Genomic DNA, 10,202 nt, shown 5'->3' on the forward strand with positions numbered 1-10,202 from the left:
CGCCCTGCCGGGGAGGTCGAACAGCAGCGGCGCCCTCCCCGCCGGCACCTGGACGCGCCTGCCGAAGGGCGTGTTGTACGAGCCTCCGCCGATAGTTCCGTTCAACGCTGAGGGCGTTTTGACGGTGTCGGCGGTCCCGCACACTGTGGCTGCCTTCGGGGGAGAGGCGACCTTGCAAGCGTTGGCTGCGGCCGTGGCTGGGGCTGGGTTTACTGCTGAGGGCACGTTTGTGGTGCCGACGAATGAGGCGGACGCCTTGTTCGAGGCGGTGGGTGCACTGTCGGCGTCGGCGGTCCCGCACGCGGTCGCGCAGTTTACGGCGGCTGGGATACTGGCAGCCCTCGGTGTCGCATCGGCCAGTGCCGGTTTCACCGCGGTCGCTGCGCTGGGTGCCTCGGTCACTCCGACCGCAACGGCTGGGTTCAGCGGTGCGGGCACATTGTCGGCGGTGGCGTCGATCTTCAACCCGTCGTCGATGACGAAGTCGGGCACCTTCTCCGGCCTGACGAGCGGGTTCGTCCCGGTGACCGGCTGGGTGGCTGACACGACGAACTATCCCGGCTCGTCGGTCTCGGGCAGTGACCTGGTGGTGCAGTCGACGGGTACGGGTAAGACGGTGTCGGCGTCGGTCGTGTGGACGGCGTCAGGTGCTTTCGCCCGCAATGTGACGATGCGGTTGAAGAACCAGACCACCGGCGCGATCCTCGCCACCGGCGACCCTGTGTCGGTCCCAGGGAATGGCAGCGCGACCGCGACGGTGACCGCGACTGGCGTGTCGGTGACTGCCGGTGATCTGATCCGGCTGGAGGCTGACGGCGGTAACACGACGTCGCGGCCGACGGCGCAGACGAACACGAACAGTTACGTGCGTGTCACGTGATGCTTTGGGCGTCCCATCTTCCAGCGTTGCTGGTGGGTGGGGCGCCCGCTTTTTCGTTTGGGTGTGTTGTGACACGATTCGGTAGTGTTTGTTCGATGAGTCACGGTCTGGTGTCGGGGTGGTGGCTGGTGCGTGACGTGACAGCAAACCCGCGCTAGTATTCGAACACGCGTTCGATCATGGTTTGAAGGAAAGGCAAAGGGGGCACCGGTGCACACGCGACCCGACTACCAGGAATTCGACTGCCGACAAGTCGCCGCGACCGCAACCGGCATCCTCAACGCCTTCGGCATCACCACCCACCCAGCTGACGGGCACCCAAGCATCTGGATCGATCACGGCTGGCAGTGGTGGCGCCAGATCGGTCACCTGTCCGTGCGGGATGAGGCGATCCACATTTGGCCGCATCGCGGCATCAGTGAAGCCGATATGAGTGTGCTGCGCGGTGCGGCCTGCGAAGCGTTCTGCACTCCGCCGGCCGTCACTGCTCATTGGGTGCACACGGGCAGCGAATGGGAATGCGCCATCTCCGTCCGCGCACAGTAGTGCGTAGTATTGGTTGTAGACGTGAGTGTGTGGTGAAAGCTAGTATCGGTGGGTTCCCTTACCCTCTCGTTCGAGGAGCCCACGTTGACCACCCCCACCAGCCCGCCCGGCGGCGACTTCCCCTGCTGCACCACCCCGACCCCGCGTGCCGAGCTGTCCCGTGAACACCTGGCGGTGTTCGCCGTCGACCCCCACGCCGCAGCCGAGTCGGAAGTCGCGGCGATGGCGCAGGAGCTGGTGGCCGCCCGCGCCCGGATCGCGGAGATGGAGAGCGAACGCGCCGCCGCGACCGCCGCGTCCCTGGGCGGCGGCGTTTACAGCTTCGCGTTCGACCGTGCCCGCGCCTCCGTAGAGCACATCGTCACGACCGACGCGTGGCGGGACAAGCTGTCGGCGGCCGACCGCGCCAGCCTGGTCGACCAGCTCGACACGGCCATGCGCGCAGGCATGGAACCCGCCATCGCGAACGCCGTCGTCGCTGGGTCCGTGCTTGCTGGGCGCGCCCGATTCGCCGAGCTGGAGAAGCGCGTCGCCGAGCTGGAGGGCGAGCTTGGGCCACTGCGCACGCAGCGCAGCGCCGCCTACGCGATCCTCGCCAGCATCGCGGCCGAGCTGGGAGCGGAAGAAGAGACCCGGTGGGAGTGCCTGCCGGAGATGGCGCGCGCCCTCGCCACGCGCAAGATCAACCCCGACACCGTCCTGTGGGCTCCCACCGAGGAAGGGCAGGCCGATGCCTGAGCGGACGCCGCGACTGACCGCCGAGGAGCTGGAGGCCCTGCGTGAGGCCACGCTCCAGCACTACGAGGCCGCCGGCTACCCGGACGAGCTGACCGACCGTCTGCGCGCCTACACCGACGAGCCGGACGGCGGGCTGATCAACCTGATCGACATGGCCAGCTCGCTGGCCCGCAGCCACGAGGCCGCGCTGGAACGGATCGCCGAGCTGGAGGCCGAGCGCGCCCGCCTGGTCGAGGGCGTGGCATCGACGGTGCGCAGGTTCAGCGCGACCCTGGATGAGCGGGACGCCCTGCGCGCCCGCCTCGCCGAGCTGGAGACGCAGCAGCAGCCGCGCGTCATCACCGACCTCGCCGAGCTGGACGGGCTGCCGCCCTTCGCGGTCATTCGCGCTGGGAGCGTCATCTATCAGCACGTCGGCTACGGCGTTTGGCTCACGCCAGGCATCCACCCGCGCACCCACAGCGTGTGGCTTCTCCAGCACGCCGCACGCCAGCGCGTGCAGGTCATCGTCCTGTGGACGCCCGAGCAGGAGGCGGCTGATGCCTGACCAGATACCCGCACTGACCATGTCCGGCTACTACCCGCCCGCTGCCCTACGAAAGGAAATTCACCTCATGCAGACTCTCGCCGACGCCGTCGCCTTCACCGGCGTCACCGTCCACGACTGGCTCGACCACACCGCCGAGATCCCGCGCGTGTCCCGTGCCGCCGCGCAGGGCGATGTGCTGATCCTGCGTGTCACGCTCGCCCCGGCCCGCACCGTGATGCCCTCTCGTGTCGTGGTCGTGGCATCGGAGGCCAGCAGCCACACCCACACCCTGCATCCGTCCGGCCCCTGCTTCTACACCCCCCACACCCCGGCCGGGGCCGGGGATGTGCTGCTCGGACTGCTCACTGTGCCGGAGGGCAGCACGGCGGTGCTGATCCATCAGGAGCACGGCGGACTGGAGATCCTGCCCGGCACGTATCAGGTGCGGCGTCAGCGGGAGCTGGCCGACGAGTGGCGGATGGTGGCTGACTGATGCGCATCGATCAGCTGACCGACGAGCAGGCCGCAATGCTGCCTGTGATCCGCGACGAGTGGATTCGGGCAGGGTTGTCTACCGAGCCTGCCGACCGCGCTGCTGCTGAGGCCGGGGTCCGCAAAGCGTACGCGGCGGCCGGTCTGGAGCCGCCCCGGCTGGTGATCTGGCTCGACTCCCCCCTTGCCGGTGCGATCGGCCAGGCCATCGTCCGCACCCCCCCGCGCACCTCGGCCCGCGTGCAGGCCCAGGTGCGGGCCCAGGTGCAGGCCCAGGTGTGGGCCCAGGTGTGGGCCCAGGTGGGGGACCAGGTGTGGGCCCAGGTGGGGGACCAGGTGTGGGCCCAGGTGGGGGACCAGGTGGGGGACCAGGTGTGGGCCCAGGTGGGGGACCAGGTGTGGGCCCAGGTGGGGGACCAGGTGTGGGCCCAGGTGGAGGACCAGGTGGGGGACCAGGTGTGGGCCCAGGTGGGGGACCAGGTGTGGGCCCAGGTGGGGGACCAGGTGCGGGCCCAGGTGGGGGACCAGGTGCGGGCCCAGGTGGGGGACCAGGTGCGGGCCCAGGTGGGGGACCAGGTGCGGGCCCAGGTGGGGGACCAGGTGTGGGCCCAGGTGGAGGACCAGGTGTGGGCCCAGGTGGAGGACCAGGTGGGGGACCAGGTGTGGGCCCAGGTGGGGGACCAGGTGTGGGCCCAGGTGGAGGACTGGTGCACCGGCGCGCTCGGCCGATGGGAATGCGGCTGGCTGTCCTTCTACGCCGCGCTCGGCCGGCTCGGGATCGACGTCTCACGCCTGGACGGACTGGTCGAGATCGAGCGCTCGGCAGGCTGGTGGTGGCCGATGCGCGATGCGGTCGTCCTCACCGACCGCCCGTCCGTCATCAGCCGGGACAAAGACGGACGCCTGCACAGCGCGGCCGGACCGGCCGTGCTGTACCGGGACGGATTCGCCGTGCACGCCTGGCACGGCACCCGCGTGCCCGCCGACCTGATCGAGACCGGATGGGACACCGCGCGGATCCTGCGTGAGCCCAATGCCGAGGTGCGCAGGTGCGCGATCGAGCGCATGGGCTGGGATGTCTTCATCGCCTCATCCGGCATGAGGCAAGTAGGCGACGCCGTACCCGATCCGGGCAATGCCCCGCACACGCTCGCACTCTACGACCTGCCTGACACCCTCTCCGACATGTTCGAGGAGCCCGCCCGGATCCTGCTGTGCACCAACGGGTCACCTGAGCGTGACGGCACCCGCCACCGGTTCGGGCTGGTCGTGCCCGGCCACCACACCGATCCCGTCGCCGCAGCCGCCGACCTCTACGACATCCCCGTGCAGGCGTACAGGCAGCTGGAGGTACGCCGATGAAGATCCGTCAGCTGACCGCCGAGGGACGCCGCCTCTACGCCCGCCTCTACGCCGCGGTCCTCGACAGCGGTGAACGTCGCGTTGTCCTGTCCTCGGAGGGGGACGCCGCACCCACCACCGACCTGCTGGTGTGGGCTGGCAACAACTTTCCTGTGCTGCTCGACGCTCTCGATGAGGCCGAGGAAGCCCGCGCCCGCGCGGCCGAGCTGGAGGCGGCGCTGTCTGAGGCGAACGCTGCACGGATCCGGCACCTCGACGTCAACGGACAGCTGCGCGCCCGCGTCGCCGAGCTGGAGGCACAGCGGGAGCCGATCGGCTACCTGATCGTCACCGAGGCCGAGGGCCGCCGGTTCGTCCACGGCGATCACCGCCAGCTGATGACCTGCGCCGAGGCGATCGAATCTGTGGGCAGGTCGGATCTTCCGCGCGGCATGCGTCACCTGCTGTGCACAGTGCAGGAGGCCGACTGATGAGCGCGCAGATCCGCGACCTGACCACCGACCTCCGCCAGCTCCTGGCCGCGGCCACCCCGGGCCCGTTCACCGTGGCCTCCGACACCGGCGTCTTCGCGAACATGCAGTCCCTGCACCGCCTCGCTCCCGGCAAGGACGGGTGGCGCGAGCGGGTCGCGTCGAACATGCGGTCCGCCGACGCGGCCCTGATCGGTGGGGTGCTCAACGCCTTGCCTGTGCTGCTCGACGCTCTCGATGAGGCCGAGGAGGCCAGCGCCCGCGCGGCCGAGCTGGAGACGCAGCAGCCCCGCACCATTCAGCACCGCCTGGGCGTCGTCGACGCCCTCCCGCCCGGGTCCCAGATCGTCGACGACGACGGCGTGCCCGCCTTGAAGGTCGCGGACTTCGACCCCGGCGTCACCGACGGCGACGGCTACCACTCCGAGTGGATCACCGCCACCGGGATGGTGGGCACCTACGACCTCGCCATGCCGGTGCGGGTCCTGCACATCCCCACCGCGGAGGCCCGCGATGGCGAGCCCGCGATGGCGAGTGACCGCGACACCCCAGCCGCCCTGCCCCGAGTGCTCCACCGCGCCATCGATCAATCGCTGGCTGATCTCTTCACCGACTGGGACCTCAGCCAGGGCCTACCCGCCCCGGTCACAGTGGCCGTCCACATCGAGCGGGACTTGCGCGCCGCTGGCTGGCGTCCACCCGCCCGCGAGATCACCGACCCCGAAGAGTTGGACGCGCTGCCGGTCGGCTCGATCGTCCGCGAGATCGGCGTCGACGCGGGACGCTCCCTGGCGTGGTACAAGTGTGTCAACTCCAGGGCGCGAGCGCCGTTCTGCTGGGAGGAGTTCGGCACCCCGCTCCGCAGCCAGTCGAGTGAGATCAGCCTCCCCGTCATCGTCCTGTGGACGCCCGAGCAGGAGGGCGGGCGATGAGGTGCGCTGCCGAGCTGTGCCACCACTGGACCGGCGAGGGCTGCGCCTGCGAGGTCTTCGACCTCGCCCCCGCGGTCGTGTGCGAGCGGTGCACCGGCACCCGAGACGCGGACGGCACGTGCCCGAACTGCGACACCGACACCGAGGCGGTGGCCGACAGATGAGCGCGCAGATCCGCGACCTGACCACCGACCTCCGCCAGCTCCTGGCCGCGGCCACCCCGGGCCCGTTCACCGTGGCCTCCGACACCGGCGTCTTCGCGAACATGCAGTCCCTGCACCGCCTCACCCCCGGCAAGGACGGGTGGCGGGAGCGGGTCGCGTCGAACATGCGGTCCGCCGACGCGGCCCTGATCGCCGGGGTGCTCAACCACCTGCCGGTGCTGCTCGACGCGCTCGATGAGGCCGAGGCAGCCAGCGCCCGAACAGCAGCACTGGAGGCGGTCATCGACCGCGCACGCACCGCCTTGTCCGGCCACCCACGCTGTGAGGTTCATCCCGCCGACGACCTGGTGTCGTGCGGGTGGAAACGCGCTGTCGCTGACGTGCAGCGCGCACTTGTCACCGACATCGAGGAGACCGAATGACCGCCCCAAAGATCACCGTGTACGGCAAGCCCGCGTGCCCCGGCTGCGCGATGACCACGAAGCGGCTCGACGCCCTGGGTGTCCCCTACACCTACCGGGACATCACCACCGACCCTGCCGCCTACGACACGGTGCGGATGCTCGGCTACCAGGCCGTCCCCGTCGTCGTCGCCGGAGACATCCACTTCGGCGGCGGGTTCCGCAACAACGAGTTGAAGCAACTCGCCTCAACCTTCCACACCGCGCCCGACATCACGGCGTTGGAGCGGGCAGCTGAGAAGTATCTGATGGGGGAGGACGCGGCGTGAACGGTAGCCCGAAGCGCATCCAGCGGAAGCGCACGAAGGGCTGGAAGATGCCGGAGGGCGCCCGTCTACGTCGGGCGGGGCACGAAATGGGGCAACCCATTCGTCGTCGGACAAACTCAAATCCGTGTCCCCGGCGTCGCCGCTGACTGGGAGTACGAAGGCCGCCTGCACAAGACAACGGGGCAGCGAACCTTCTTCTGCACCGGCACGGACGACGCCGAGATGCCTCGACCTGGAGAACCTCGGCCGCGGCGAACCGCTCGCCCATGTCCGCGCCGAGTTGGGTGGGCGTGACCTGGCCTGCTGGTGCCCGCTAGAGGACGAGCACGGCAACCGAATCCCCTGCCACGCGGACGTGCTGCTGGAGATCGCCCACGCCGGGTCGCTCGTTCTGTAAGCGGATGTCGATATTGGTTGACTGATAGCTGGCGCGCGGTAGCATCTCGAACATGCGTTCGAGACCAGAGACGGGGCATGTAGAAGGGTGGGAACCGGCCGTCACCAACGACCTCTGGGGCCACCGCGAACGCCCCAAACTCGTATGGGTACGCCTCGACGCCATCATGGTCCGCAACCCCGGCCTACCCATCCGCAACAACACCGCCGGCATCGACATGTCCGGCGAAGTCCCCGGACTCCTCCACGGCTGGATCCCCACCGCCAAAGGCGACTGGATGGGTCTGGTCAACTTCGACGTCCACTACGCCGACGGCCGCCCGCTGCGACTTCGGCAACAACTCGTCCCCTCGTACGCGCTCCGTGAGCGTGTCGAGCCAGAATCAAAGTGAAGCGCCCGACCCTGATAGCCGCAGGGTCGGGCGCTTCACCTTGTTTTGACCGGTCAGTCCTGACCGTCGTCCGCGGCGTTCGCGGGCTCGTTCCAGTTGTCGTTCGCCGACCCGTCAGGGCCGGGACCAAGCACCTCTACCACTCGTTCACCCCCCTTCCCGATCGCGTCGACCGCCAACCACCTGCAACGGATGCCGAAGCCGCTCATAAATCCGATCCGGCAGCGAACCGTCCGGGCTCTCTTCATCGATCCACCCGTACTCGTCGACCACACCCCACGAACCATCCGCGAGCTGAATCGAGACCCCCGGCTCCTCGCTCACGACCGGACCCGCCCCGAATCCGGCACCAACAGCCCCTCCTCCACGAGGAGGCGATGCGCGGCCGTCTTTGCCCGGCACTCACCCACCACGCAATCCAGGTGCACCTGCATCGCATGATGAGCAGCAGCAACACTCGTCGCCGCCCACAAGCCGTTACCGCAAGCGATCCTGTCCAAAAGCGCGGCGTCCCAACTCATGACGCAACTCCCGTCTGTATCGGCGGCACATCCAACACGGCACGGCCACGTCGGGTCTCAGCCCAGCCCCGGCCGCGGCGAGTGACCTGCCACGCCCGCGGCACCTCCGCCGGTGCGGCAGCCGTCAACCCTCGGCAGGTCAACGCCTGCACCGACCTCCGCACCGTCGATACGCTCAACCGCGTCTTCTCGGCAATCTCCCGCACACTCAATGGACCGACCGAGTGCAGGACCGCCATGACGCGCGCCTCGTTGATGTGCACGCCCACCACCTGGATTCACGTGTAGAGAACAAAGAAAGAGGGACGCCCGAGGCTGTGGAACAGCGAAAGCCGGCCCTCCACAGTGGATGCCTGACCTGCTGACCTCGGGCGCCCCACCTGCGAGGTTAGGGAGCGCGTGCACCAGCACACCAGGATCTTGCAAAAACTTGCACCACTTCGAGACAATCTAGCAAGAACTTGCGACAACCCTGGTGATGGAATAACACGGTCCGCAAACCCACCCCCACCCCTCCAGGAGAACAAACATGCTCCTCACCTTCCTCGGCAAAGGCGGCTCCTCCGACCGCGACTGCCCACCCTCTACGCCACCGACCGCGGCACCTACCTCGTCCAAGGCTGGATCACCGACACTGCCGGTGTCGTCGAAATCCCCCACCTCCCTCCCCCGGGTTCGCCGAACACGACACCTACATTGGTGCGACCATGACCGACACCGGGCGCGGTACTTTCACGCTGTCCGGCCGACCGATCACCGACGCTGAGACACTGGGACAGCTGACGTTGGCGGCGGACGAGACCGCGATCGAGGTGCCGAAGCTAGAGAGGACGTTCTACGGTGCTGCTGTTGACCGGAGACGAAGCCGATGACCCTTTCCGGGAATGCCGACACACGGCTTTCCATCTAGAAGTCCGCGACAGCTACACCACCCCCACCGAATCCGAAGCCTTCCGACGCTTCCTCGACGGCGACCCCGACCCAGACGACTACAGCGACCGCCCCTGGACCCGATTCATGCGCGAAACCACCAGCCGCGGCGTCCATGTCAGCCGGGTCCGGGTCGTCACCGTCCCCCACACCGACTACCACCGCTGGCTACTTCCATCACCGGCAGCAACGTCGACGCCGGCGAAGACATCCGCTATCTCCCGCGCCACCCTCGCAGGCGACATCCCACCCGACGACTGGTGGCTGTTCGACGACACCCGGGTCGGCTTCAATCTCGTCACCTCAGACGGCCGCCCCGCGGGGCTCGCGATCACCAGCGACCCGCACATCGCCGCCTACTGCCGCGGCATCCGCGACCGCCTGTGGTCTACCGCCACCCCGTACCGCGACTATCTGGGCCATTGACCACCAATCCGCACGAGGCTCGCGAGGCGCTGGGACGGCGCCTCCGTGAAATGCGGCGCCGCGCAGGACTGTCCGGCCGCGGCATGGCCGCTCTCGCCGGATGGCATGAATCCAAGGTCTCCAAGATCGAGTACGGGAAGCTGCGCCCCTCCGACGACGACATCCGCGCCTACTGCCTGCACGCTGGCGCACTCGACCAAATCGAAGACCTTCTCGCCACCCTCCACAACCTCGACGGCGCCTACATGGAGATGCGGCGCCTGCTCGCCCGCGGGCAAGGGCGTAGTCAAGCCCAGCTGGTGCGGCTGGCCGAGGAGACCAAGCACACGCGGATCTTCCAGACCCAGGTGATCCCGGGGATTCTGCAAACGTCGGAGTATGCGCGCGCGACGCTCGAATTCTCGGCCGCCCGCCACCGCCTGCCCGTCGACGACGTGGAGGAGGGCGTGGCGCGGCGGATGGAGCGCCAACAGTTCTTGTATCGGGGGGATCGCCGCTTCCACATCTTGATCGCTGAGCAGGCGTTGTGGACGACGGTGGGCAGTGTGGATGTGATGGCGGGGCAGATGGACCGGCTGGTGGCGGTGTCGAGTCTGCCGCGCTTGATCCTCCGGTATCGTCCCGGCGACGGCTGAGATTCCGATGCAGACTACGAATTTCGTCATGTTCGACGACCGGCTGGTGACGGTGGAGA

Annotated in this window: 18 protein-coding genes and 1 pseudogene; 16 read left to right on the forward strand and 3 right to left on the reverse strand. The window is 68.5% G+C overall.

Annotated features, from left to right (window positions below):
• Window positions 1-256 precede the first annotated feature (256 nt).
• The 14 genes and pseudogenes from AMO33_RS29190 to AMO33_RS29240 all read left to right on the forward strand — a co-directional run bounded on the left by AMO33_RS29190 (window position 257) and on the right by AMO33_RS29240 (window position 7,631).
• Window positions 257-880 carry a hypothetical protein gene (locus AMO33_RS29190; RefSeq protein WP_139337624.1) on the forward strand — a complete coding sequence of 208 codons (624 nt, stop codon included), beginning with the start codon at window positions 257-259 and terminating at the stop codon, window positions 878-880.
• A 210-nt stretch (window positions 881-1,090) separates the two neighbouring features.
• Window positions 1,091-1,426 (forward strand): hypothetical protein, encoded by a 336-nt coding sequence (locus AMO33_RS29195; RefSeq protein WP_060595009.1) that lies wholly within the window; start codon window positions 1,091-1,093, stop codon window positions 1,424-1,426.
• An 84-nt stretch (window positions 1,427-1,510) separates the two neighbouring features.
• Window positions 1,511-2,164 (forward strand): hypothetical protein, encoded by a 654-nt coding sequence (locus tag AMO33_RS29200; RefSeq protein WP_060595010.1) that lies wholly within the window; start codon window positions 1,511-1,513, stop codon window positions 2,162-2,164.
• Window positions 2,157-2,711 (forward strand): hypothetical protein, encoded by a 555-nt coding sequence (locus tag AMO33_RS29205; protein WP_060595011.1) that lies wholly within the window; start codon window positions 2,157-2,159, stop codon window positions 2,709-2,711. The genes AMO33_RS29200 and AMO33_RS29205 overlap by 8 nt, the downstream gene beginning before the upstream one ends.
• On the forward strand, window positions 2,704-3,186 hold the full coding sequence (locus tag AMO33_RS29210; protein WP_139337554.1) for a hypothetical protein: 483 nt from the start codon (window positions 2,704-2,706) through the stop codon (window positions 3,184-3,186). Before AMO33_RS29205 ends, AMO33_RS29210 begins: the two co-directional genes overlap by 8 nt.
• Window positions 3,186-4,547 (forward strand): DUF6745 domain-containing protein, encoded by a 1,362-nt coding sequence (locus tag AMO33_RS31920; RefSeq protein ID WP_060595012.1) that lies wholly within the window; start codon window positions 3,186-3,188, stop codon window positions 4,545-4,547. Before AMO33_RS29210 ends, AMO33_RS31920 begins: the two co-directional genes overlap by 1 nt.
• A complete protein-coding gene (locus AMO33_RS29220) occupies window positions 4,544-5,017 on the forward strand; it encodes a hypothetical protein (protein WP_060595013.1) in 474 nt (157 codons plus the stop codon). Before AMO33_RS31920 ends, AMO33_RS29220 begins: the two co-directional genes overlap by 4 nt.
• Entirely contained in the window at window positions 5,017-5,949 is a 933-nt protein-coding gene (locus tag AMO33_RS29225; RefSeq protein ID WP_060595014.1) for a hypothetical protein, read from the forward strand. Before AMO33_RS29220 ends, AMO33_RS29225 begins: the two co-directional genes overlap by 1 nt.
• A complete protein-coding gene (locus AMO33_RS31925; protein WP_159033829.1) occupies window positions 5,946-6,113 on the forward strand; it encodes a hypothetical protein in 168 nt (55 codons plus the stop codon). Before AMO33_RS29225 ends, AMO33_RS31925 begins: the two co-directional genes overlap by 4 nt.
• Complete coding sequence (locus tag AMO33_RS29230) at window positions 6,110-6,535, forward strand: hypothetical protein (protein ID WP_060595015.1); 426 nt, start codon at window positions 6,110-6,112, stop codon at window positions 6,533-6,535. Before AMO33_RS31925 ends, AMO33_RS29230 begins: the two co-directional genes overlap by 4 nt.
• The gene (locus AMO33_RS29235; RefSeq protein ID WP_060595016.1) at window positions 6,532-6,843 is read left to right on the forward strand and encodes a glutaredoxin family protein; all 312 of its coding nucleotides are present in this window, start codon (window positions 6,532-6,534) and stop codon (window positions 6,841-6,843) included. The genes AMO33_RS29230 and AMO33_RS29235 overlap by 4 nt, the downstream gene beginning before the upstream one ends.
• 90 nt (window positions 6,844-6,933) lie before the next feature.
• Window positions 6,934-7,137: pseudogene (locus tag AMO33_RS33055) on the forward strand (hypothetical protein); the annotation flags it as partial.
• Window positions 7,124-7,240, forward strand: coding sequence for a DUF4326 domain-containing protein (locus AMO33_RS32765; RefSeq protein WP_373862109.1), 117 nt, complete (start codon window positions 7,124-7,126; stop codon window positions 7,238-7,240). The pseudogene AMO33_RS33055 and the gene AMO33_RS32765, both read left to right, overlap by 14 nt.
• 52 nt (window positions 7,241-7,292) lie before the next feature.
• Window positions 7,293-7,631, forward strand: a complete 339-nt coding sequence (locus tag AMO33_RS29240; RefSeq protein ID WP_139337555.1) for a hypothetical protein — start codon at window positions 7,293-7,295, stop codon at window positions 7,629-7,631.
• A 147-nt stretch (window positions 7,632-7,778) separates the two neighbouring features.
• Here the strand turns inward: AMO33_RS29240 and AMO33_RS31930 are convergent, their stop codons facing one another.
• Genes AMO33_RS31930 through AMO33_RS33060 form a run of 3 tightly spaced genes read right to left on the reverse strand, consistent with a single transcriptional unit; the run spans window position 7,779 to window position 8,391 of the window.
• Entirely contained in the window at window positions 7,779-7,955 is a 177-nt protein-coding gene (locus AMO33_RS31930; RefSeq protein WP_159033830.1) for a hypothetical protein, read from the reverse strand.
• Window positions 7,952-8,152, reverse strand: coding sequence for a hypothetical protein (locus AMO33_RS29245; RefSeq protein WP_060595018.1), 201 nt, complete (start codon window positions 8,150-8,152; stop codon window positions 7,952-7,954). The genes AMO33_RS31930 and AMO33_RS29245 overlap by 4 nt, the downstream gene beginning before the upstream one ends.
• Complete coding sequence (locus AMO33_RS33060; RefSeq protein ID WP_363187820.1) at window positions 8,149-8,391, reverse strand: helix-turn-helix domain-containing protein; 243 nt, start codon at window positions 8,389-8,391, stop codon at window positions 8,149-8,151. The genes AMO33_RS29245 and AMO33_RS33060 overlap by 4 nt, the downstream gene beginning before the upstream one ends.
• 601 nt (window positions 8,392-8,992) lie before the next feature.
• On the opposite strand from AMO33_RS33060, the gene AMO33_RS29255 reads away from it, so the two are divergent.
• Both AMO33_RS29255 and AMO33_RS29260 read left to right on the forward strand, forming a co-directional pair.
• Entirely contained in the window at window positions 8,993-9,508 is a 516-nt protein-coding gene (locus AMO33_RS29255; protein ID WP_261307348.1) for a DUF6879 family protein, read from the forward strand.
• Window positions 9,505-10,143, forward strand: a complete 639-nt coding sequence (locus AMO33_RS29260; protein ID WP_159033831.1) for a Scr1 family TA system antitoxin-like transcriptional regulator — start codon at window positions 9,505-9,507, stop codon at window positions 10,141-10,143. Before AMO33_RS29255 ends, AMO33_RS29260 begins: the two co-directional genes overlap by 4 nt.
• The last annotated feature ends 59 nt before the right edge of the window (window positions 10,144-10,202 follow it).

Source organism: Nocardia farcinica (assembly GCF_001182745.1).
Taxonomy (GTDB): domain Bacteria; phylum Actinomycetota; class Actinomycetes; order Mycobacteriales; family Mycobacteriaceae; genus Nocardia; species Nocardia farcinica.

What these genes read in the sequence shown, in the direction of transcription:
- AMO33_RS29205 (WP_060595011.1), top strand. Translation starts at nt 2,157, where the DNA reads ATGCCTGAGCGGACGCCGCGACTGACCGCCGAGGAGCTGGAGGCCCTG.
- AMO33_RS29210 (WP_139337554.1), top strand. Translation starts at nt 2,704, where the DNA reads ATGCCTGACCAGATACCCGCACTGACCATGTCCGGCTACTACCCGCCC.
- AMO33_RS31920 (WP_060595012.1), top strand. Translation starts at nt 3,186, where the DNA reads ATGCGCATCGATCAGCTGACCGACGAGCAGGCCGCAATGCTGCCTGTG.
- AMO33_RS29220 (WP_060595013.1), top strand. Translation starts at nt 4,544, where the DNA reads ATGAAGATCCGTCAGCTGACCGCCGAGGGACGCCGCCTCTACGCCCGC.
- AMO33_RS29225 (WP_060595014.1), top strand. Translation starts at nt 5,017, where the DNA reads ATGAGCGCGCAGATCCGCGACCTGACCACCGACCTCCGCCAGCTCCTG.
- AMO33_RS31925 (WP_159033829.1), top strand. Translation starts at nt 5,946, where the DNA reads ATGAGGTGCGCTGCCGAGCTGTGCCACCACTGGACCGGCGAGGGCTGC.
- AMO33_RS29230 (WP_060595015.1), top strand. Translation starts at nt 6,110, where the DNA reads ATGAGCGCGCAGATCCGCGACCTGACCACCGACCTCCGCCAGCTCCTG.
- AMO33_RS29235 (WP_060595016.1), top strand. Translation starts at nt 6,532, where the DNA reads ATGACCGCCCCAAAGATCACCGTGTACGGCAAGCCCGCGTGCCCCGGC.
- AMO33_RS29240 (WP_139337555.1), top strand. Translation starts at nt 7,293, where the DNA reads ATGCGTTCGAGACCAGAGACGGGGCATGTAGAAGGGTGGGAACCGGCC.
- AMO33_RS29245 (WP_060595018.1), bottom strand. Translation starts at nt 8,152, where the DNA reads ATGAGTTGGGACGCCGCGCTTTTGGACAGGATCGCTTGCGGTAACGGC.
- AMO33_RS33060 (WP_363187820.1), bottom strand. Translation starts at nt 8,391, where the DNA reads ATGGCGGTCCTGCACTCGGTCGGTCCATTGAGTGTGCGGGAGATTGCC.